This is a genomic window from Yersinia kristensenii (genome assembly GCF_900460525.1).
GTDB lineage: Bacteria > Pseudomonadota > Gammaproteobacteria > Enterobacterales > Enterobacteriaceae > Yersinia > Yersinia kristensenii.
On the sequence record NZ_UHIY01000001.1, the window covers coordinates 1158024 to 1179212 of the forward strand.

Here is a 21189-nt window from a genome sequence, read left to right on the forward strand (position 1 = left end):
GCTACTTATTCCTCAATTTTACCGCCAGCAGCTTCGATAGCAGCACGAGCGCCTTTGGTGACACGCAGACCACGAAGAGTTACCGCACGAGTGATTTCGCCTGAAAGCATAACTTTCGCGAATTCAATCTGGGTACCAACAACGTTAGCGGCTTTCAGCGTGTTCAGGTCGATTACGTCGCCTTCCACTAAAGCCAGTTCAGACAGACGAACTTCTGCCGTAATCATAGCTTTGCGAGAGGTGAAGCCGAATTTCGGCAAACGACGATATAAAGGCATCTGACCACCTTCAAAACCACGACGTACGCCACCACCAGAACGTGAGTTCTGACCTTTGTGACCACGACCAGCAGTTTTACCCAGGCCAGAACCGATACCACGACCTACACGCTTCGGCGCATGCTTGGCACCTTCAGCCGGAGACAGAGTATTTAAACGCATCTGTTACTCCTCAACTTTAACCATGTAGGAAACCAAGTTGACCATACCACGCACAGCAGGAGTATCCTCACGCTCTACAGTATGACCAATACGACGCAGACCTAAACCGATCAGAGTTGCCTTGTGTTTCGGCAAACGACCGATACTGCTTTTTGTTTGAGTTACTTTAATAGTCTTTGCCATGGTTATTTCCCTAGAATTTCTTCGACGGACTTACCACGCTTAGCAGCGACCATTTCTGGGGATTTCATATCTTCTAACGCTGCGATAGTTGCACGAACCACGTTAATCGGGTTAGTAGAACCATATGCTTTAGCTAAAACGTTATGAACCCCTGCAACTTCCAAGACGGCGCGCATTGCACCACCGGCGATGATACCGGTACCTTCAGAAGCTGGTTGCATGAATACACGGGAACCTGTATGAGCACCTTTAACAGGGTGCTGCAGAGTGCCGTTATCCAAAGCAACATTAATCATAGCGCGACGGGCTTTTTCCATCGCTTTTTGGATCGCTGCCGGAACTTCGCGTGCTTTGCCGTAGCCAAAACCAACGCGACCGTTACCATCACCAACTACTGTCAGTGCGGTAAAGCTGAAAATACGGCCACCTTTTACGGTTTTAGATACGCGGTTTACCGCGATCAGCTTTTCCTGCAGTTCGCCAGCTTGTTTTTCGATGTGAGACATCTTACACCTCTACCTTAGAACTGAAGGCCAGCTTCACGGGCAGCATCTGCCAGTGCCTGGACTCGACCATGATATTGGAAACCGGAACGGTCAAAGGATACTTTCGTGATCCCTTTTTCCAATGCGCGCTCTGCAACAGCTTTACCTACAGCTGCGGCGGCATCTTTGTTGCCGGCGTACTTCAATTGCTCATTGATAGCTTTTTCTACAGTAGAAGCTGCTACCAAAATTTCAGAACCGTTTGGTGCGATAACCTGCGCGTAAATATGGCGTGGGGTACGATGTACCACCAGGCGAGTCGCACCCAGTTCTTTGAGCTTGCGGCGTGCGCGGGTCGCACGACGGATACGAGCTGCTTTCTTATCCATAGTGTTACCTTACTTCTTCTTAGCCTCTTTGGTACGCACGACTTCGTCGGCGTAACGGACACCCTTGCCTTTATAAGGCTCAGGACGACGGTAGGCACGTAAATCTGCTGCAACCTGACCAATCACCTGCTTATCAGCGCCTTTCAGCACGATTTCAGTTTGGGTCGGACATTCAGCAGTAATGCCAGCCGGCAATTCATGGTCAACTGGATGAGAGAAGCCTAAAGCTAAATTCACCACGTTGCCTTTAACTGCGGCACGGTAACCTACACCTACCAATTGAAGCTTCTTAGTGAAGCCTTCGGTAACACCAACGACCATTGCATTAAGCAGTGCACGAGTGGTACCCGCTTGGGCCCAACCGTCTACAGCGCCTTCGCGTGGAGCGAAAGTCAATGTATTTTCTTCTTGCTTAACTTCAACAGCACTATGGACGGTACGAGTCAGCTCGCCGTTCTTACCCTTTATCGAAATAACCTGACCGTTGAGTTTTACCTCTACGCCGGCAGGAATGACGACGGGTGCTTTTGCAACACGAGACATTCTTTCCTCCCGAATTAAGCTACGTAGCAGATAATCTCGCCACCAAGACCAGCTTGGCGAGCTGCACGATCGGTCATAACACCTTTAGAGGTAGAAATAACAGCGATACCCAAACCGGCCATAACTTTTGGCAGCTCATCTTTTTTCTTATAGATGCGCAAACCTGGACGGCTGATACGTTGAATGCTTTCTACCACTGCCTTACCCTGGAAATACTTAAGTGCTAATTCCAGAACAGGCTTGGTGTCGCCTTCGATTTTAAAATCTTCAATAAAACCTTCTTCCTTCAGAACGTTGGCAATTGCCACTTTCAGCTTGGAGGAAGGCATGGTGACCGCGACTTTGTTTGCGGATTGACCGTTACGGATACGGGTCAGCATATCCGCGATCGGATCTTGCATGCTCATCTGTCTTTACTCCCGTGATTCAATTGGTGACAATTACCAGCTAGCCTTTTTAAGGCCCGGGATTTCACCGCGCATTGCGGTTTCACGGACTTTAATACGGCTCAACCCGAACTTCCGCAGGAAACCATGCGGACGACCAGTTTGGTTGCAGCGGTTACGCTGACGGGACGGGCTGGAATCACGCGGCAGAGACTGCAGCTTCAGAACAGCATTCCAACGATCTTCGTCGGATGAGTTCACACCAGAGATAATAGCTTTTAATTCCTCGCGTTGAGCGCGGTATTTGTTAGCTAGTTTCACGCGAACGACTTCGCGTGCTTTCATTGATTGCTTAGCCATCAGTAACCCTACCTTACTTGCGGAATGGGAATTTAAAAGCAGCCAACAATGCACGGCCTTCATCATCGGACTTCGCAGTAGTGGTAATGGTAATATCCAAACCACGTACACGATCGACTTTATCGTAGTCGATTTCCGGGAAGATGATCTGCTCGCGCACACCCATGCTGTAGTTACCACGGCCATCGAATGACTTAGCGGACAAGCCACGGAAGTCACGGATACGTGGAACAGCAATGGTAATCAGACGCTCAAAGAATTCCCACATGCGTTCGCCACGCAGGGTTACTTTACAGCCGATCGGATAGCCCTGACGGATTTTGAAGCCTGCAACAGATTTGCGTGCTTTGGTGATAAACGGCTTTTGGCCGGAGATTGCTGCCAAGTCAGCTGCTGCATTATCCAGCAGTTTCTTGTCAGCGATCGCTTCACCAACACCCATGTTCAGGGTGATCTTCTCGACCCGAGGGACTTGCATGACAGAGTTGTAGCCAAACTGAGACATCAGTTGTTTGACTACCTCGTCTTTGTAGTAATCATGCAGTTTCGCCATCGTATTACTCCAAATTACTTGATAGTTTCGCTATTAGATTTAAAGAAACGGACTTTTTTGCCGTCTTCGAATCTAAAGCCTACACGGTCAGCCTTACCAGTTGCCGCGTTGAACAGCGCAATGTTGGAAACTTGAATTGCAGCTTCTTTTTCAACAATGCCACCTGGTTGGTTCAGGGCCGGAACCGGCTTCTGATGTTTTTTAACCAGGTTGATACCTTCAACAATGACCTTACTAGCAGACAGGACATTCTTTACTTTACCGCGCTTACCTTTGTCTTTCCCGGTTAGCACGATAACTTCGTCATCACGACGGATTTTCGCTGCCATGGTTCGCTCCTTAGAGTACTTCTGGTGCCAGAGAGATAATTTTCATGAACTTCTCATTACGCAGTTCACGAGTTACCGGCCCAAAAATACGCGTGCCGATTGGCTGCTCGCTGTTATTATTTAAAATAACACAAGCGTTGCCATCGAAGCGAATGACAGAACCGTCCGGGCGACGTACACCCTTCTTGGTGCGCACCACTACCGCCTTCAGAACATCGCCTTTCTTCACCTTGCCACGAGGAATTGCTTCCTTGATGGTGATCTTGATGATGTCGCCGATGCCTGCGTAGCGACGGTGCGAGCCACCTAGAACCTTGATACACATTACGCGACGTGCACCGGAGTTGTCGGCCACGTTCAGCATAGTCTGTTCTTGGATCATGTTAGTGCTCCGCTAATGTCAACTACTACTTTAGGACCCAGAATAGGTCGTTTAAAAGCCCCATGAATGAGGGCGCGGCATTATAACACCGGTTCCAGATTATGGGTAGAAAAAATAAACGGCCCACTTTCTGAGCCGTCTATTATGTTCGAGTTGGCTACTCTATTACAGAATCGCTTTCTCTACAACGCGAACAAGTGTCCAAGACTTAGTCTTTGACAATGGACGGCATTCGCGGATTTCTACCACGTCACCGATTCCACATTCATTGTTCTCGTCATGTACATGCAATTTCGTCGTACGACGGATGAATTTCCCATAAATTGGGTGTTTCACCACACGTTCGATAGCAACAACCATGGATTTCTCCATTTTGTCACTAACTACGCGACCTTGCAGAGTACGGATTTGCTCAGTCATTACGCACCCGCCTTCTCAGTCAGTAAAGTCTTAACACGTGCGATATTACGACGCACTTGTTTCGACAGGTGAGTTTGTTGCAGCTGGCCACTAGCCGCCTGCATGCGCAAATTAAATTGCTCACGCAGCAGGTTGAGCAGCTCAGTGTTCAGCTCTTCAACGCTTTTTTCACGCAGCTCTTGTGCTTTCATTACATCACCGTCTTAGTTACAAAGGTGGTTCCTACAGGCAGTTTCGCTGCTGCGAGCTTAAATGCTTCGCGAGCAGTTTCTTCCGGTACACCAGCCATTTCAAATAAAACTTTTCCTGGCTGGATCAGGGCAACCCAATACTCTACGTTACCCTTACCTTTACCCATACGCACTTCGAGCGGCTTCTCAGTGATCGGTTTGTCCGGGAATACACGGATCCAGACCTTACCTTGACGCTTAATTGCACGTGTCATCGCACGACGGGCTGCTTCGATTTGACGAGCCGTCAGGCGGCAACGGCCACAAGCTTTCAGGCCGAACTCACCGAAGCTAACATCCGTACCTTGCGCAAGGCCACGGTTACGGCCTTTGTGCATCTTACGGAATTTTGTACGCTTTGGTTGTAACATCAGCGATTCTCCTTACTTGCGGCCTTTACGCTGCTGCTTTTTAGGTTGAGCAGCCGGTTCCGGTTGTTCAACAGCAGCCATACCACCCAAGATCTCACCTTTGAAGATCCATACCTTAACGCCGATTACACCATAAGTGGTGTGCGCTTCAGATGTGTTGTAATCGATATCCGCACGCAGTGTATGCAACGGAACACGACCTTCACGGTACCATTCGGTACGCGCGATTTCAGCACCGCCAAGACGGCCGCTTACTTCAACTTTAATACCTTTAGCGCCAAGACGCATTGCGTTCTGTACAGCACGCTTCATAGCACGACGGAACATAACGCGACGTTCCAGCTGTGAAGTGATGCTGTCAGCAACCAATTTTGCGTCCAGTTCCGGTTTACGGACTTCGGCGATATTAATCTGTGCAGGAACGCCAGCGATATCCGCTACGACCTTACGCAGTTTTTCGACATCTTCACCTTTCTTGCCGATAACGATGCCAGGGCGAGCTGTGTGAATAGTCACACGGATGCTCTTCGCTGGACGCTCGATAACGATGCGAGAAACGGAAGCTTTCGCTAATTCTTTAGTCAAGAATTGGCGAACTTTAAAGTCGCTGTCCAGGTTGTCAGCGAATTCTTTGGTATTTGCGTACCAGGTAGAGTTCCAAGCTTTGACAATACCTAGTCGAATACCATTAGGATGTACTTTCTGACCCATTGCTAGTCTCCAGAGTCTCAGCGATCGGACACAACCACAGTAATGTGGCTGGTGCGCTTCAGGATGCGATCTGCACGACCTTTTGCACGCGGCATAATGCGCTTCATGCTAGGGCCTTCGTCTACGAAGATCTTCGTGACTTTCAGATCATCGATGTCAGCGCCATCGTTGTGTTCTGCGTTAGCAATGGCAGACTCCAGTACCTTCTTAACCAAACCAGCAGCTTTCTTGTTGGTATAGGCCAGAGTTTCCAGAGCTTGCGACACTTTCTTACCGCGAATCAGATCCGCTACCAAGCGAACCTTCTGAGCAGAAGAACGAGCGTGGCGATGTTTAGCGATAGTTTCCATCTCTTCCTCCTACCTTAGCGCTTTTTAGCCTTTTTATCGGCCGCATGGCCGCGATAAGTACGGGTCGGCGCGAATTCACCCAGTTTGTGACCGACCATTTCATCGGAAACAAAAACGGGAACGTGCTGACGACCATTATGGACAGCGATGGTCAAACCGATCATATTTGGAAAGACCGTTGAACGACGGGACCAAGTCCGAATTGGCTTCTTGTCTCCGCTTTCCACCGCTTTCTCTACCTTCTTCAGCAAGTGCAGGTCAATGAAGGGACCTTTCTTGAGAGAACGTGGCATGGCTTATCCTCTAATTATTTTTTACTACGGCGACGTACGATGAACTTATCAGTACGCTTGTTGCTACGGGTCTTCTTACCTTTGGTCTGAACGCCCCACGGGGTTACCGGGTGCTTACCAAAGTTACGACCTTCACCACCACCGTGTGGGTGATCGACTGGGTTCATCGCCGTACCGCGAACGGTAGGACGAATACCACGCCAACGACTAGCACCTGCTTTACCCAGCACACGCAGCATGTGTTCAGCGTTACCGACTTCACCTAAGGTGGCGCGGCAATCAGCTAGAACTTTGCGCATTTCGCCGGAGCGCAGACGCAGAGTAACGTAGGAACCGTCACGAGCAACGATCTGAACGTATGCACCAGCAGAACGAGCCAATTGGCCGCCTTTACCTGGTTTCATTTCTACGTTATGAACCGTTGAACCAACTGGGATGTTACGCATAGGCAGGGTGTTACCTGCTTTAATTGCAGCATCAACGCCAGATTGAATCTGGTCACCAGCTTTCAGGCCTTTAGGCGCCAGGATATAACGGCGTTCGCCGTCTTTGTACAGAACCAGTGCGATATTCGCAGAACGGTTCGGATCGTACTCCAGACGCTCAACCACAGCAGGGATACCATCTTTGTTGCGTTTGAAGTCAACCAGACGATAATGTTGCTTGTGGCCACCACCGATATGACGGGTAGTGATACGGCCATTGTTGTTACGGCCACCGCTTTTGCTTAATTTCTCAAGCAACGGGGCATAAGGCTTACCCTTATGCAACTCCTGGTTAACCACTTTAACAACGTGGCGACGACCCGGAGATGTAGGTTTACATTTAACAATTGCCATTGTTTACTCCTCCGACTTACTCTGCGCCGCCGATGAAGTCCAGATTCTGGCCTTCTTTCAGGGTGACGTAAGCTTTTTTCCAGTCGCTACGACGACCAACACGCTGACCGTGACGCTTACTCTTGCCTTTAACCAGCAAGGTGTTAACGTCTTCGACTTCGACTTCAAACAGTTTCTGCACTGCAGCTTTAATTTCTGCTTTGGTCGCGTCTTTGGCAACTTTGAGAACGATGGTGTTATTCTTTTCCATCGCAGCGGACGCTTTTTCAGATACATGCGGCGCGCGCAGTACTTTCAGCAGACGTTCTTCACGAATCATGCCAGCATCTCCTCAACTTGCTTCACAGCATCAGCAGTCATAACCACTTTGTCGAAGGCGATCAGGCTAACTGGGTCAATACCAGCAACATCACGGACATCAACCTTGTACAGGTTGCGAGCTGCCAAGAACAAGTTCTCGTCCAGTTCACCAGTGATGATCAGTACATCTTCCAGAGCCATATCTTTCAGCTTCTGCGCCAGCAACTTAGTTTTAGGTGCTTCAACAGAGAACTTTTCGACAATGATCAGACGATCTTGACGTACCAATTCGGACAAAATGCTTTTCAGCGCGCCGCGGTACATCTTTTTATTTACTTTCTGACTGTGGTCCTGAGGCTTCGCAGCAAAGGTCACACCACCTGAACGCCAGATTGGGCTCTTTACAGAACCTGCACGCGCACGGCCGGTACCTTTCTGGCGCCACGGTTTTTTACCGGAACCAGTCACTTCGGCGCGGGTCTTCTGAGCACGAGTACCTTGACGGGCACCTGCTGCATAAGCAACAACAACCTGATGTACCAGCGCTTCGTTGAAATCACGACCGAAGGTAGTTTCGGAAACAGTCAGCGCGCCTTGCGCGTCTTTCAATACTAATTCCATTGCTATCCCCTTACGCCTTCACAGCTGGTTTAACGATCAGGTTGCCACCGGTAGCGCCCGGTACAGCACCCTTAACCAGCAGTAGGTTGCGCTCAGCGTCAACACGTACTACGTCCAGGCTTTGAACGGTTACACGCTCGTCACCCAGGTGGCCAGCCATTTTCTTGCCTTTGAACACTTTGCCCGGAGTCTGGTTTTGACCGATAGAACCCGGAACACGGTGAGACAAGGAGTTACCATGGGTAGCATCTTGGGTACGGAAGTTCCAGCGCTTAACAGTACCGGCAAAACCTTTACCTTTAGACGTACCTGTAACGTCGACTTTCTTAACGTCAGCAAAAATCTCGACGCTAATTTCTTGACCAGCAGTGAACTCTTGACCTTCTGGAAGGCGGAATTCCCACAGACCACGGCCAGCTTCTACGCCAGCTTTAGCGAAATGACCCGCTTCTGGTTTAGTAACGCGGTTAGCTTTTTTAGCACCGGTAGTTACTTGCACAGCACGGTATCCGTCATTCTCCAGGCTTTTGACCTGAGTAACACGGTTCGCTTCAATTTCGATAACAGTTACTGGGATTGAAACGCCATCTTCTGTGAAGATACGCGTCATGCCCACTTTCTTACCGACTAAACCAATCATTGTTTCAACCTCTCAATCGCTCAATGACCTGATTAACCCAGGCTGATCTGCACGTCTACACCGGCAGCCAGATCCAGACGCATCAGAGCATCAACGGTTTTCTCGGTTGGCTCAACGATGTCAACCAGACGCTTGTGAGTGCGAATCTCGTACTGATCGCGCGCATCTTTATTGACGTGCGGAGAGATCAGAACGGTAAAGCGCTCTTTGCGAGTTGGCAGCGGGATCGGACCACGAACCTGCGCACCAGTGCGCTTGGCAGTCTCGACGATTTCCGCAGTTGATTGATCGATCAAACGATGATCAAACGCTTTCAGGCGGATACGGATTCTTTGGTTCTGCATGAGACCAGAGCTCCAATTATTTATAAACGTAAATGATTACTCCTCGCACCCATTTCGATTGATGGGGGAGTGTAATCGTTCAACATATAACCCCCATATCGGGAGTATTGTTCGGTTTCAACACTAAGCTGTAACCGACAGATTAGTTTCAATCTGACCTATCAAGATTAGGTAGGCCCGCGCATTATACTTAAATACCAACAGGAAGCAAGCCAGTGTTGAAAATCTATGCGAAAACTTAACAGATAACTTAATTCGAGGGGAATAAGCCTATTTTTGCAGGTCTACAGATGAGAAATAGAGTGAGGCCAATGAGGTTCTCACTCTTTTGACTGAATATAATATGCTTGACTAAACGACGGTGTAGTAAGGAGAGAACTAGTCTTTTGCTAATTGAGCCTGGGAATAGTTCTGTATCCCCAAACGTTCAATGAGGCTCAGCTCTGTTTCCAGCCAATCGATATGACCTTCTTCTTCCGCTAGAATTTCTTTCAACAAATCGCGGCTGACATAGTCATGAATAGAATCAGCATAGGCAATGCCTTCGCGCAGATCTTTCGCTCCAGCTAATTCGAGGGCTAAATCTGATTTCAATATTTCTTCAACATCTTCACCGATATTCAGCTTACCCAAATCTTGTAAGTTAGGAATACCTTCGAGGAATAAGATGCGCTCGATATATTTATCTGCATGCTTCATTTCGTCAATTGATTCGTGATACTCCTTATCATTCAGGCGCATCAGTCCCCAGTTTTTAAACATTCGGGCGTGGAGAAAATATTGATTGATAGCAACTAACTCGTTTCCGAGTAGTTTATTGAGATGTGCAATTATCTTTTTATCGCCTTTCATAGTATTACCCTCCGCTTCCAGTACTAAAAGTGTAGTACCAGATGGCAAAGTGTGGGGAAAACTTGTCCCAGCTAACTATTAGGCAACATCATTCATTTCTGGAATGTTAGCGCGTTCCTCAATCAAGATTTCTCTGGCCTGTCGAATGCACTTCCCGCAGTCTGTACCAATGGGTACTAATTGGCGTAACTGTTGAATGGTATGTGGATGGTGCTGACGTACAGCTTTACGGATAACTTTGTCAGATACCGCATTACACAGGCAAACATACATAAAATGACTCACTTCTTAACCAGTATCCATAGTGTAAATAAGAATGCGAGTTATTTCAATTAAGATTATTTTCTTTAGGCAACAAAAAAGGGTGCCGAAGCACCCTTTTACTTGATCAATAAAGTAATTAATCAATAAAACAATTAAGCGATAACTTTAGCAACAACACCAGCGCCTACAGTACGGCCGCCTTCACGGATTGCGAAACGCAGGCCGTCGTCCATTGCGATTGGGTGAATCAGAGTAACAACCATGTTGATGTTGTCACCTGGCATCACCATTTCAACGCCTTCTGGCAGTTCGATGGTACCGGTTACGTCAGTTGTACGGAAGTAGAACTGAGGACGGTAGCCTTTGAAGAACGGAGTATGACGGCCGCCTTCGTCTTTGCTCAGAATATAAACTTCTGATTCAAAGGTAGTGTGTGGCTTGATAGAACCTGGTTTAGCAAGAACTTGACCACGTTCGATATCTTCACGTTTGATACCACGCAGCAGAACACCAACGTTCTCACCAGCACGGCCTTCGTCCAGCAGTTTGCGGAACATTTCAACGCCAGTACAAGTAGATTTAACAGTATCTTTGATACCAACGATCTCTACTTCTTCACCAACTTTAACAATACCGCGCTCTACACGACCAGTTACAACAGTACCACGGCCGGAGATAGAGAATACGTCTTCGATTGGCAGCAAGAATGGCTTATCAACCGCACGCTCTGGCTCAGGGATATAAGTATCCAGGTAGCCAGCCAGTTCGATGATTTTGTCTTCCCACTCTTTAACGCCTTCCAGCGCTTTCAGAGCTGAACCTTTAACTACTGGGATGTCATCGCCTGGGAAATCGTAAGCAGACAGAAGTTCACGAACTTCCATTTCTACCAGTTCCAGCAGCTCTTCATCATCAACCATGTCGCATTTGTTCATGAATACGATCATGTAAGGAACGCCAACCTGACGACCCAACAGGATGTGCTCACGAGTCTGTGGCATAGGGCCATCAGTTGCAGCAACAACCAGGATAGCGCCGTCCATCTGAGCAGCACCGGTGATCATGTTTTTAACGTAGTCGGCGTGCCCTGGGCAGTCAACGTGCGCATAGTGACGTGACGGGGTGTCATACTCAACGTGAGAAGTGTTGATGGTGATACCACGTGCTTTTTCTTCTGGTGCGTTATCGATCTGATCGAAAGCACGAGCGCTACCGCCGTAGGTTTTAGCCAAAACGGTGGTGATTGCCGCAGTCAGGGTAGTTTTACCATGGTCAACGTGGCCGATAGTACCGACGTTTACATGGGGTTTGGTACGTTCAAATTTTTCTTTAGACACGACTATATTCCTTACTCTTGTGCTCTCCCACTTATGAGAGAGCACTGGATCATTGTTTTAAACCCGAAAGCTTATTTGCCACGGGCTTCGATAACGGCTTTAGCGACGTTACTAGGTGCTTCAGCATACTCCAGGAATTCCATGGAGTAAGAAGCACGGCCCTGAGTCTGAGAACGCAGGTCAGTAGCATAACCGAACATTTCAGACAACGGAACCTTGACGCGAACGGTTTTACCGGTAGCAGTATCTTCCATACCTTCGATGATACCACGACGACGGTTAAGGTCGCCCATTACGTCACCCATGTAATCTTCAGGGGTTTCGACTTCAACCTTCATGATTGGCTCAAGCAGAACTGGTTTAGCTCGTTTGAACCCTTCTTTAAAGGCGATAGAACCGGCTAATTTAAACGCCAATTCTGAGGAGTCAACGTCATGGTAAGAACCGTAGTGCAGACGGATTTTAACGTCAACAACCGGGTAACCAGCCAAAGGACCGGCTTTCAGTTGTTCCTGGATACCTTTATCAACAGCAGGGATGAACTCTTTAGGAATAGAACCACCAACGATTTCGTTGACGAACTCATACCCAACGCCACCCGGTGGCAACGGAGACATGTCGATAACAACATGACCGTACTGACCACGACCGCCTGACTGCTTAGCGTGCTTACCTTCCACGTCCTTAACGGTATCGCGGATAGTTTCACGGTATGCAACTTGAGGTTTACCAACGTTTGCTTCCACGTTAAATTCGCGGCGCATACGGTCAACCAGGATATCCAAGTGCAACTCACCCATACCAGCGATGATAGTCTGACCAGATTCTTCGTCAGTCCAAACGCGGAATGATGGATCTTCTTTCGCCAGACGACCCAGAGCCATACCCATTTTTTCTTGGTCGGCTTTGGTTTTTGGTTCAACGGCAACAGAGATTACTGGCTCTGGGAACTCCATACGTTCCAAGATGATCGGATTAGCTGGATCACACAGAGTGTCACCCGTCGTCACATCTTTCAGACCGATCGCTGCTGCGATGTCGCCTGCACGAACTTCTTTGATCTCTTCACGTTTGTTTGCGTGCATCTGAACGATACGGCCCAGACGCTCACGCTGTGAACGTACTGAGTTCAACACGGTGTCACCGGAGTTAACAACGCCAGAGTACACACGGAAGAACGTCAGGTTACCCACAAACGGGTCGGTAGCAATTTTGAATGCCAGTGCAGAGAACGGCTCTTTGTCGTCTGAGTGACGAACAGCCAGAGTATCTTTACCATCGTCCAAAATACCGTTGATTGCTTCAACGTCAGTTGGTGCTGGCAGATAGTCGATAACTGCATCCAGCATTGCCTGTACGCCTTTGTTCTTAAACGCAGAACCACAGGTAACCAAGATGATTTCGTTGCGCAGAACACGTTGACGCAAAGCTTTCTTGATTTCTTCTTCAGTCAGCTCTTCGCCGCCCAAATATTTATCCATCAGCTCTTCTGACGCTTCTGCAGCAGATTCAACCAGGTTCTGGTGCCATTCAGCAGCCAGTTCAGCCATATCAGCCGGGATCTCTTCGTATTCGAAGGTCACGCCCTGATCAGCTTCGTTCCAGTTGATCGCTTTCATTTTCACCAGATCGATAATACCGGTGAATTTCTCTTCCGCGCCGATTGCCAGTTGCAATGGAACTGGATTCGCGCCCAGACGAGATTTAATCTGACCAACAACTTTCAGGAAGTTAGCACCCATGCGGTCCATTTTGTTAACGAACGCAATGCGTGGAACTTTATATTTGTTAGCCTGGCGCCATACGGTCTCAGACTGTGGCTGAACACCACCAACTGCACAGTAAACCATTACCGCACCATCAAGAACACGCATGGAACGTTCTACTTCGATAGTGAAGTCAACGTGCCCTGGGGTGTCAATGATGTTGACGTGATGTGGTTCGTACTGTTTAGCCATACCAGACCAGAAGCAGGTAGTAGCCGCAGAAGTAATGGTAATACCACGCTCCTGCTCCTGTTCCATCCAGTCCATGGTGGCTGCGCCGTCATGAACTTCACCGATCTTATGGTTTACACCGGTGTAAAACAGGATACGTTCGGTAGTGGTTGTCTTACCGGCGTCGATGTGAGCGCTGATACCGATATTACGATAGCGCTCAATGGGTGTTTTACGAGCCATTTGATTCCTCTATTCCTAGGGCGTTCATTCGGTTAACCCATGCGGGTTGGCTTAAAGCGCCCGCATGGTTAGCATGACTACTGCGTGGTGATTACCAGCGGTAGTGCGCGAACGCCTTGTTAGCTTCGGCCATACGGTGAACGTCTTCACGTTTCTTAACAGCAGAACCTTTGTTCTCTGCTGCGTCAGACAGTTCATTCGCCAAGCGCAAAGCCATGGATTTATCACCGCGTTTACGAGCAGCATCAACGATCCAACGCATTGCCAAGGCATTACGACGAACCGGACGAACTTCAACTGGTACCTGATAAGTAGAACCACCAACGCGGCGAGACTTAACTTCGACAGTCGGGCGCACGTTGTCCAGAGCTACTTCGAAAGCTTCCAGAAAATCTTTACCAGAACGCTGAGCCAGGGTCTCCAGCGCGGTATAGACGATTGCTTCTGCAGTAGATTTCTTACCATCTACCATCAGGATATTTACAAATTTAGCCAGCAATTCAGATCCGAACTTAGGATCCGGTAAAATTTTACGCTGGCCAATTACACGACGACGTGGCATGGAAATACTCCGTTGTTAATTCAGGGTTGTCCAAAACTCTAAGAGTTTATTTTGACATTAATGTGAAAATGTTTGGCCTTACTTAACGGAGAACCATTAAGCCTTTGGCTTCTTCACGCCGTACTTAGAACGTGATTGCTTACGGTCTTTAACACCTGAGCAGTCAAGCGCGCCGCGAACGGTGTGGTAACGCACACCTGGCAAGTCTTTAACACGACCGCCACGGATCAGGATCACGGAGTGTTCCTGAAGGTTATGACCTTCACCGCCGATGTAGGAGGTGACTTCAAAACCGTTAGTTAAACGCACACGGCAAACTTTACGCAGTGCGGAGTTAGGTTTTTTCGGGGTGGTTGTATATACGCGGGTACATACACCACGTTTCTGCGGGCATGCTTCCAGCGCAGGAACGTTGCTTTTAGCAACCTTCATGCTGCGTGGCTTGCGAACCAGCTGGTTAATCGTTGCCATTATTAAAAAAGCTCCTGGTTTTTTGCTTCGTAAACACGTGATAAATCCCCCTCGTTTGCACTACTGGCAGAGAACGAGGACGCAGAATTTTATGGCTGACTATCTAAGGTGTCAAGAAATATACAGCATTGACTGCATTACCATGCCAGTTGCTGTTGATGTTTTAGGGTCAAATCCACGAAGTGAGTATAACTGATTAGCGTGACATTGTCTGAAATTTGACCGGATAAGCCGCGAGCAATAACGTCATCTTCCAACACAAATAGCGAAGCGGGGTTATTTAACAACAAGTTAAGACTTTCACTATTTTTTAAAACCGCCATCACGCCATCTTGCAGAAATAGAATCTCATCTTCAGATGTGACTAATCTCAGCAATGCAGATAAATCGCAGTGATAAGGTGAATGACTGACGGTATACAGCATTATGGCTACCTAAATCTCATTAGAAAGTCAGCACAACATCATAATTTGCCAATTGGCTGCGTAAATTTACCGGAGATAATACCGCAACATCAAGTATCCAATCCGTCACTTCGCTCAATCCGCGCTGCTGCAATGAGGCTTCACAGATATAATAATTCTCGACATCGTACAGGGGTAAGACACCGAAAGTGGCAATATAGTTTCTGGAGAGAATTTTTTCTGGCTGCTGCTGCGGCAAAAGTTGCAAAACACCATCCGAAATAAAGAATACCCCGATATCCTCACTCAACGCAGACGTTGCCAGCAAGGCATCTAACCCTTCCCGCCCCGCTGAATTACCATGCGGGCTTTGGGTGAAAACAAAAGCAATACTATTCTTACCATTCTCTGCCATTAAAATTGCACCATGCGGTCACAGGTCAAGGCGGCTTCAGCCAGCGCACCTAGCCCACTCAAGGTAAAACCGGGTTGTAGATTCGCGCCCGCCAAATCGAGTTGGTCAGTTTCATTTTGGTCAATAATACCACGGCGCAATGCCGCCGCCACACAGACATTTAACTCAATCGAATGGTTAAGCGCCAGTTGCTGCCACGCCCGTACCAAATCAAACTCATCATTGGCAGGCGCGGTTAATTGGTTAGCATTCAAAACACCTTCGCGGTAGAAGAAAACACTCACCAAATTATGACCTGAACTTATCAGTGCTTGGGCAAACTGATAGGCGCTGCTGGCCTGTTGGGTGCCATAGGCGGGGCCTGTCACCATCAGACAATATTTCGCCACATTCCCCCCTGACATTAACGCTCGTGTCCCACGAAATCACCACTTTTGAACTGGCGAATGTAGAGATAAACCGTATGTTTGGAAATATTTAGTCGTTCAGCAACCTGATTAATTGCATCTTTGATATCAAAAATACCTTTTTCATACAGATTGAGAACAACCTGGCGGTTCTTCGCATTGTTAGACACATTGCGATCCGCATTAACTTCCTCAATAGTAAATTCCAGTGTTTGCGCCACCAAGTCATCGACCGATGAAGCAAAGTTTACCGAGGAAGCAACTTCCTGAGTTTCCGGTGGCATGAAAGTCTTAATGATTTGCGAGAAAGGCACATCCAGATTCATGTTAATACACAACAGGCCAATAACGCGCTGATCGCGGTTACGGATAGCAATAGTGACGGACTTCATCAGCACACCACTTTTGGCGCGCGTGAAATAGGCTCTTGAAACACTGCTGTCTGCGCCCGCCATATCGTGCAGCATCCGCAAAGCCAGATCTGTTATCGGCGAGCCAATTTGCCTACCTGTGTGTTCACCATTAGCAATTCTTACCGCAGAGCTTTTCAGGTCTTCCAGTGAATGCAGGACAATTTCACAGTGGTTGCCAATAAGCATTGCCAAGCCATCAACGATAGCTTCGTATGATTTGAGTATTTCATGGTCCGTTTGACTGAACGGACGTTCATCCAGTAAATCCAGTTCACTGGTTTCGCTACTGAGAAGCGAATTAGACATCGAAGACACCATCCTCTACATAAAGCCTGTCTCAATATCGTTGGCAGACTCATAACTCAAATATATTGAATTTTAAGTCTAGCAAATATGCCGAGATAAAATCCTTGCGTTTGCGCGTGATCTTGACGTTAAGCCCACAAGCCATAAATCGTCAAGTTATCAACGAGCAGAAGTGCGAATTGGTATACCGCAAAAAAAACCGCCACGACAATTATCAATCATCGCGGCGGTTATAAACAGAACCGGGCACTGGGTTACCACAAAGGCGCTAAATTATTTTTTAGCTTTTGCGTCCGCAGCAGCAGGTTGTTCTTCTTGAGCGTCAGCTTTAGGAGCCGCTTTAACATCCAACAGCTCTACATCAAATACCAGAGTAGAGTTGGCTGGAATACCTGGGACGCCAGTTTTGCCGTAAGCTAATTCTGGTGGAATAACCAGAGTGACCTTGCCGCCTTTCTTGATTTGCTTCAGGCCTTCGGTCCAGCCTGGGATAACACCATCAAGACGGAAAGACAGTGGCTCACCGCGTTTGTAAGAGTTATCAAACTCAGTACCATCGGTCAGAGTCCCTTTGTAGTTAACGACTACGGTATCACTGTCTTTTGGTGCTTCACCGGTACCGGCTTTCTCTACTTTGTACAGCAGGCCAGATTCGGTTTTCTTCACATCTTTTTCTTTAGCAAAGGTTTCGCGGTATTTAGCGCCTTTATCGGCGTTTTCTTTAGCATCTTGCTCCATTCTGGCCTGAGCAGAAGCTTTTACGCGCGCTTCAAAACCTTGCAGCGTTTTTTCGATTTCTTCATCGGTCAGTTTGCTTTTGCTCGCAAATGCATCCTGTACACCGGCGATCAACTGATCTTTATCCAGTTTGATACCCAGCTTTTCTTGCTCTTTCAGAGAGTTATCCATATAACGCCCTAATGATGCACCTAATGCATATGCAGATTGCTGGTCATCATTTTTAAATGCGCTATTGGTCGTTGCTGCCGCATCAGCAGTTTTGGCTGTGTCAGCAGCAAAAGTCGCAGAGGTATTCAGGGTTAGCGCCATGGTGGTAGCCAGTAGCGTTACTTTAAACAGTGATTTCATCCATTTCTCCATTGGCTTAAGGACACTTACCCCAAGCAACGATTATAAGTGTGACTTGTACTATAACTGTCTGTGCGAACACAAAACAATCTCTATGCAGATGCTATTAAGTGATATTAAGACTTTTTTTACTACAAGAAGTTTCGTTTTATCGATATCTTGACTCTCTCAGGGTAATCATGAGGCTTTACCGATAGAATTGCCCCTCCCCTGTTTTATGACCATCGAATAGAAAGCGACCATCAAATGGAAAGTGATCAGAGGGTATGGTTTGCAGTCATAAGAGGACATTAAGATGGAACAATCCCTGTTTGAACAACGGCTAGAAACCTTGGAAAGCCGGCTGGCATTTCAGGAAGTGACGATTGAGGAGCTTAATTTGATCGTGACGGAGCACCAGATGGAAATAACCAAATTGCGCGAGCATCTGCGGTTATTGACCGATAAACTGCGCGAATCTCAGTCATCCATGATGGCCTCGCCAGCAGAAGAGCCACCGCCTCCGCACTATTAAGCAAAAGCCAGTAAGCAAAAAGCCAGCCGTAAGGCTGGCTTTTGACTGATCATATCAAATTTTATTGATAGGTCAGATATTAGTGACAGCCGCAGCCGCCTTTACCACAACCACCTTTACCATGTTCATGACCATGGTCACTTTCATCATGGCCGTGGCCACCGCAGCAACCGTCACCGTGTTCATGGTGATGATCATGCTCACCGTGTACGTGACCATGCTGCAGTTCTTCTTCTGTTGCTTCACGGATAGCAACCACTTCAACGTGGAAGTTCAAATCCTGTCCCGCCAGCATGTGGTTACCATCAACCACAACGTGTTCGTCTTCCACAGCAGTGATTTCGACTGGCACTGGGCCTTGATCGGTATCAGCCAGGAAACGCATGCCAACTTCCAACTCGTCAACGCCCATAAAGACGTCTTTCGGTACGCGCTGCACCAGATTTTCATCATAGCTGCCGTAACCTTCGTCGGCGTTCACACGAACGTCAAAGCTGTCGCCCGCTTCGTGACCTTCGAGCGCTTTTTCCAAACCTGCGATCAGGGAACCGTGACCGTGCAGGTAGTCCAACGGCGCGCTCACCGGAGACTCATCAACTAACACACCGTCTTCTGTACGCACCTGGTAAGCCAGGCTGACCACCAAGTCTTTTGCTACTTTCATGATATCTCCTACCCTTGGAACAAAAATTGGCACAGATTGTAGCGGAAATCTGCACCGCTGTACTCTCCAGCATAAAAAAACACGAAGAATAACGCTACTGTGGATCGAAAATTCCGATCACTTGTTCATTCTCACGGACATGCTGATTGACCTGTTCATCGGTCTGACGCTGATGGTGGCCACACTTAACACACTCCACCACTTCCACTTGATCTTCACGCCATAAAGCCAGTGTATCCAGTGCCTTACATTGTGGACAAACCGCCCCGGCGATGAATCTTTTACGGGTTGCTGTCTTGTTATTTGGCGTAATTGTCATCATTTTCTCCGGCATTATTCGTATTCATCCCACCCATCTAACTGCCGACTTTCATGCAGCATTTCTCGTTGGAAAATATCTTCCAGCTCACGGCGGGCTTCTTTAATTCTGGAAATTTGCGCCACATCCCCATGATGCTGTGGCACCAGCTCACGCAACATGCGCATGTCGAGACGGCGGAAATGTTGCTGCGCCCGGTAGGCCTGATGCGGATGCATCCCTAATCCCAGCAGCGTTTTTCGCCCGAGTTCCAGCGCACTGGAGAAAGTCTCGCGCGTAAAGTCTTTAACCCCATTTTGCAGCAGTTCATGCGCTTCAACACGCCCTCTGGCACGGGCCAGAATGTGCAAATTAGGGAAATGTTGCTGACACAGATGCACCAGCGTCATGGTGTCTTCCGGCTCATTACAGGTGATCACGATAGCTTTGGCTTTTTCCGCCCCGGCAGCCCGCAACAGTTCCAGCTCAGTGGCATCACCATAGTAAACTTTATAGCCATATTTGCGCATCACACTGACGGCACTGACATCGCGCTCCAACACGGTAATGCGCATTTTGTTCGCCATCAGTAAGCGGCCAATCACCTGACCAAAGCGCCCGAAGCCGACAATAATCACCTGTGGGTCATTATCTTCAACAAATGGCTTCTCGTCGCTCTCTTCCTGCGCGTTGTAACGGCGGATTAAAATGCGGTCAATCCCCTGCATCAGCAGCGGCGTGGTCATCATCGACAGAGTGACGACCACCAGCAGCAATGCCAGTTGCTCGGCATCCAACACATGTTGAGAGAATGCCGCGGAGAATAATACGAAAGCAAATTCGCCCCCTTGACTGAGCACCCCGGCAAATTGCAGCCGCACCGAACGGCGCAAGCCAAATGTCCGCGCCAAGCCATACAGCACTGTGCCTTTGATGAAGACTAAGGCCAAAACCCCCAGCAGCACATCCAACAGATGAGTGAACAACACGCCGAGGTTCAAAGCCATCCCGACTGAGATGAAAAATAGCCCGAGTAACAACCCCTTAAAGGGTTCGATGGCAATTTCCAGCTCATGCTGGAATTCACTTTCAGCCAGTAAGATGCCCGCGATAAAAGTCCCTAGCGCCATGGACAGGCCCAGAGCGTCCATAAACAGCGCTGACCCCAACACCACCAGCAAGGCCGCAGCAGTGAAAACCTCCCGCACGCCAGAGGCCACAATGTAGCGGAATAATGGGCGCAGCAAATAGCGGCCGCCAATCAGCATCCCGGCAAAAGCGGCGACTTTGATGCCAATCTTGACCCAATCATTGGCTGCCCCGCCGCCACCGGCCAAAATGGGGATCAGCGCCAGGGCCGGAATCACCGCCATATCCTGGAACAGCAACACCGAGAAACCGAGCTGGCCGCCTTCATTGCGGTTCATGCCCTTTTCCCGCATCAGTTGCAATGCCATCGCGGTTGAAGACATCGCCAAACCGACACCGCCAATCACCGCCGCCTGCCAGGCAAAATGGCTAAAGTAGAGCAATGCCCCCAGCACCGCCGCGGTTATCACGACCTGCCCGGCACCGACGCCAAAAATAGAGCGCCGCAGTTGCCAAAGCTTGGCTGGATTTAACTCCAACCCAATGATAAACATCAGGAAAACTACACCCAATTCGGAGAAGTGGAGGATTTCGTCGACATCACGAATAAAGCCCAATCCCCAAGGGCCAATAGCGATACCCGCAATCAAATAGCCCAAAACCGCCCCAATACCGAGGCGCTGGGCAATGGGAACCGCCACCACAGCGGCAAATAAAAATAATAAAATCGCGGTCAGTAGCGCCGAGCCTTCCAT

The 21189-nt window shown here is 48.5% G+C and carries 36 protein-coding genes; 1 reads left to right on the plus strand and 35 read right to left on the minus strand.

The features are described 5' to 3' along the window. Positions 1-5: 5 nt before the first annotated feature. The 32 genes from rplO to fkpA form a co-directional block, all read right to left on the minus strand. Positions 6-440, minus strand: coding sequence for a 50S ribosomal protein L15 (gene rplO / locus DX162_RS05415; protein ID WP_004391411.1), 435 nt, complete (start codon positions 438-440; stop codon positions 6-8). A 3-nt stretch (positions 441-443) separates the two neighbouring features. Beyond that, complete coding sequence (gene rpmD / locus DX162_RS05420; protein ID WP_002213339.1) at positions 444-623, minus strand: 50S ribosomal protein L30; 180 nt, start codon at positions 621-623, stop codon at positions 444-446. A 2-nt stretch (positions 624-625) separates the two neighbouring features. Continuing rightward, complete coding sequence (gene rpsE, locus DX162_RS05425) at positions 626-1129, minus strand: 30S ribosomal protein S5 (protein ID WP_004391412.1); 504 nt, start codon at positions 1127-1129, stop codon at positions 626-628. A 14-nt stretch (positions 1130-1143) separates the two neighbouring features. Further along, positions 1144-1497 (minus strand): 50S ribosomal protein L18, encoded by a 354-nt coding sequence (rplR, locus tag DX162_RS05430; RefSeq protein ID WP_004391413.1) that lies wholly within the window; start codon positions 1495-1497, stop codon positions 1144-1146. Between the two features lie 9 nt (positions 1498-1506). After that, positions 1507-2040 carry a 50S ribosomal protein L6 gene (gene rplF / locus DX162_RS05435; protein ID WP_004391415.1) on the minus strand — a complete coding sequence of 178 codons (534 nt, stop codon included), beginning with the start codon at positions 2038-2040 and terminating at the stop codon, positions 1507-1509. 14 nt (positions 2041-2054) lie between these two features. Then, entirely contained in the window at positions 2055-2447 is a 393-nt protein-coding gene (rpsH, locus tag DX162_RS05440; RefSeq protein WP_032820216.1) for a 30S ribosomal protein S8, read from the minus strand. Between the two features lie 33 nt (positions 2448-2480). Continuing rightward, positions 2481-2786: a 30S ribosomal protein S14 gene (gene rpsN, locus DX162_RS05445; protein WP_004391418.1), complete on the minus strand. Its 306-nt coding sequence runs from the start codon at positions 2784-2786 to the stop codon at positions 2481-2483. Positions 2787-2799: 13 nt separating this feature from the next. Next, positions 2800-3339 carry a 50S ribosomal protein L5 gene (gene rplE, locus DX162_RS05450; RefSeq protein WP_004391419.1) on the minus strand — a complete coding sequence of 180 codons (540 nt, stop codon included), beginning with the start codon at positions 3337-3339 and terminating at the stop codon, positions 2800-2802. 14 nt (positions 3340-3353) lie between these two features. Further along, complete coding sequence (gene rplX, locus DX162_RS05455; RefSeq protein ID WP_004391420.1) at positions 3354-3668, minus strand: 50S ribosomal protein L24; 315 nt, start codon at positions 3666-3668, stop codon at positions 3354-3356. 10 nt (positions 3669-3678) lie between these two features. Then, positions 3679-4050 carry a 50S ribosomal protein L14 gene (gene rplN / locus DX162_RS05460; protein WP_002213325.1) on the minus strand — a complete coding sequence of 124 codons (372 nt, stop codon included), beginning with the start codon at positions 4048-4050 and terminating at the stop codon, positions 3679-3681. Positions 4051-4215: 165 nt separating this feature from the next. Further along, entirely contained in the window at positions 4216-4470 is a 255-nt protein-coding gene (rpsQ, locus tag DX162_RS05465; protein WP_032820219.1) for a 30S ribosomal protein S17, read from the minus strand. After that, entirely contained in the window at positions 4470-4661 is a 192-nt protein-coding gene (gene rpmC / locus DX162_RS05470; RefSeq protein WP_005159843.1) for a 50S ribosomal protein L29, read from the minus strand. Before rpmC ends, rpsQ begins: the two co-directional genes overlap by 1 nt. Next, positions 4661-5071 carry a 50S ribosomal protein L16 gene (gene rplP, locus DX162_RS05475; RefSeq protein WP_002218940.1) on the minus strand — a complete coding sequence of 137 codons (411 nt, stop codon included), beginning with the start codon at positions 5069-5071 and terminating at the stop codon, positions 4661-4663. Before rplP ends, rpmC begins: the two co-directional genes overlap by 1 nt. 12 nt (positions 5072-5083) lie before the next feature. After that, complete coding sequence (rpsC, locus tag DX162_RS05480; RefSeq protein ID WP_002221644.1) at positions 5084-5782, minus strand: 30S ribosomal protein S3; 699 nt, start codon at positions 5780-5782, stop codon at positions 5084-5086. Between the two features lie 17 nt (positions 5783-5799). After that, positions 5800-6132 (minus strand): 50S ribosomal protein L22, encoded by a 333-nt coding sequence (gene rplV, locus DX162_RS05485; protein WP_004391423.1) that lies wholly within the window; start codon positions 6130-6132, stop codon positions 5800-5802. Positions 6133-6146: 14 nt separating this feature from the next. Further along, a complete protein-coding gene (rpsS, locus tag DX162_RS05490) occupies positions 6147-6425 on the minus strand; it encodes a 30S ribosomal protein S19 (protein WP_002213430.1) in 279 nt (92 codons plus the stop codon). A 14-nt stretch (positions 6426-6439) separates the two neighbouring features. Continuing rightward, positions 6440-7264 (minus strand): 50S ribosomal protein L2, encoded by an 825-nt coding sequence (rplB, locus tag DX162_RS05495; RefSeq protein WP_004391424.1) that lies wholly within the window; start codon positions 7262-7264, stop codon positions 6440-6442. 16 nt (positions 7265-7280) lie between these two features. Then, positions 7281-7583: a 50S ribosomal protein L23 gene (gene rplW, locus DX162_RS05500; RefSeq protein ID WP_005159841.1), complete on the minus strand. Its 303-nt coding sequence runs from the start codon at positions 7581-7583 to the stop codon at positions 7281-7283. After that, on the minus strand, positions 7580-8185 hold the full coding sequence (rplD, locus tag DX162_RS05505) for a 50S ribosomal protein L4 (protein WP_004391426.1): 606 nt from the start codon (positions 8183-8185) through the stop codon (positions 7580-7582). Before rplD ends, rplW begins: the two co-directional genes overlap by 4 nt. Before the next feature lie 10 nt (positions 8186-8195). Further along, positions 8196-8825 (minus strand): 50S ribosomal protein L3, encoded by a 630-nt coding sequence (gene rplC, locus DX162_RS05510; protein WP_004709250.1) that lies wholly within the window; start codon positions 8823-8825, stop codon positions 8196-8198. Positions 8826-8857: 32 nt separating this feature from the next. Then, positions 8858-9169, minus strand: a complete 312-nt coding sequence (gene rpsJ, locus DX162_RS05515; protein ID WP_001181005.1) for a 30S ribosomal protein S10 — start codon at positions 9167-9169, stop codon at positions 8858-8860. Positions 9170-9547: 378 nt separating this feature from the next. Beyond that, positions 9548-10021 (minus strand): bacterioferritin, encoded by a 474-nt coding sequence (gene bfr, locus DX162_RS05520; protein ID WP_032820222.1) that lies wholly within the window; start codon positions 10019-10021, stop codon positions 9548-9550. A gap of 78 nt (positions 10022-10099) precedes the next feature. After that, positions 10100-10294: a bacterioferritin-associated ferredoxin gene (bfd, locus tag DX162_RS05525; protein ID WP_004391429.1), complete on the minus strand. Its 195-nt coding sequence runs from the start codon at positions 10292-10294 to the stop codon at positions 10100-10102. 143 nt (positions 10295-10437) lie between these two features. Beyond that, a complete protein-coding gene (gene tuf / locus DX162_RS05530; protein WP_004391430.1) occupies positions 10438-11622 on the minus strand; it encodes an elongation factor Tu in 1185 nt (394 codons plus the stop codon). Between the two features lie 71 nt (positions 11623-11693). Next, a complete protein-coding gene (gene fusA / locus DX162_RS05540) occupies positions 11694-13802 on the minus strand; it encodes an elongation factor G (protein WP_004391431.1) in 2109 nt (702 codons plus the stop codon). A gap of 91 nt (positions 13803-13893) precedes the next feature. After that, on the minus strand, positions 13894-14364 hold the full coding sequence (gene rpsG, locus DX162_RS05545) for a 30S ribosomal protein S7 (protein WP_002212324.1): 471 nt from the start codon (positions 14362-14364) through the stop codon (positions 13894-13896). Between the two features lie 96 nt (positions 14365-14460). Then, a complete protein-coding gene (gene rpsL / locus DX162_RS05550) occupies positions 14461-14835 on the minus strand; it encodes a 30S ribosomal protein S12 (RefSeq protein WP_002212323.1) in 375 nt (124 codons plus the stop codon). Positions 14836-14972: 137 nt separating this feature from the next. Further along, entirely contained in the window at positions 14973-15260 is a 288-nt protein-coding gene (gene tusB, locus DX162_RS05555) for a sulfurtransferase complex subunit TusB (RefSeq protein ID WP_004391435.1), read from the minus strand. 19 nt (positions 15261-15279) lie between these two features. Continuing rightward, positions 15280-15654 (minus strand): sulfurtransferase complex subunit TusC, encoded by a 375-nt coding sequence (tusC, locus tag DX162_RS05560; protein ID WP_032820225.1) that lies wholly within the window; start codon positions 15652-15654, stop codon positions 15280-15282. Next, positions 15654-16058, minus strand: coding sequence for a sulfurtransferase complex subunit TusD (gene tusD / locus DX162_RS05565; protein WP_032820227.1), 405 nt, complete (start codon positions 16056-16058; stop codon positions 15654-15656). The genes tusC and tusD overlap by 1 nt, the downstream gene beginning before the upstream one ends. Next, on the minus strand, positions 16058-16780 hold the full coding sequence (locus DX162_RS05570; protein ID WP_004391438.1) for a helix-turn-helix transcriptional regulator: 723 nt from the start codon (positions 16778-16780) through the stop codon (positions 16058-16060). The genes tusD and DX162_RS05570 overlap by 1 nt, the downstream gene beginning before the upstream one ends. Before the next feature lie 273 nt (positions 16781-17053). Continuing rightward, positions 17054-17869, minus strand: coding sequence for an FKBP-type peptidyl-prolyl cis-trans isomerase (fkpA, locus tag DX162_RS05575; protein WP_032820229.1), 816 nt, complete (start codon positions 17867-17869; stop codon positions 17054-17056). 295 nt (positions 17870-18164) lie between these two features. Here fkpA and DX162_RS05580 point away from each other — a divergent pair, with 295 nt between their 5' ends. Beyond that, complete coding sequence (locus DX162_RS05580; protein ID WP_004391440.1) at positions 18165-18383, plus strand: SlyX family protein; 219 nt, start codon at positions 18165-18167, stop codon at positions 18381-18383. 79 nt (positions 18384-18462) lie between these two features. On the opposite strand, the gene slyD is transcribed toward DX162_RS05580, so the two are convergent. The 3 genes from slyD to kefB all read right to left on the minus strand — a co-directional run bounded on the left by slyD (position 18463) and on the right by kefB (position 21189). Beyond that, positions 18463-19047, minus strand: a complete 585-nt coding sequence (slyD, locus tag DX162_RS05585; RefSeq protein ID WP_004391442.1) for a peptidylprolyl isomerase — start codon at positions 19045-19047, stop codon at positions 18463-18465. Between the two features lie 94 nt (positions 19048-19141). Continuing rightward, the gene (locus DX162_RS05590) at positions 19142-19366 is read right to left on the minus strand and encodes a YheV family putative zinc ribbon protein (protein ID WP_032820255.1); all 225 of its coding nucleotides are present in this window, start codon (positions 19364-19366) and stop codon (positions 19142-19144) included. A 14-nt stretch (positions 19367-19380) separates the two neighbouring features. Continuing rightward, positions 19381-21189 carry a glutathione-regulated potassium-efflux system protein KefB gene (gene kefB, locus DX162_RS05595; RefSeq protein ID WP_049562127.1) on the minus strand — a complete coding sequence of 603 codons (1809 nt, stop codon included), beginning with the start codon at positions 21187-21189 and terminating at the stop codon, positions 19381-19383.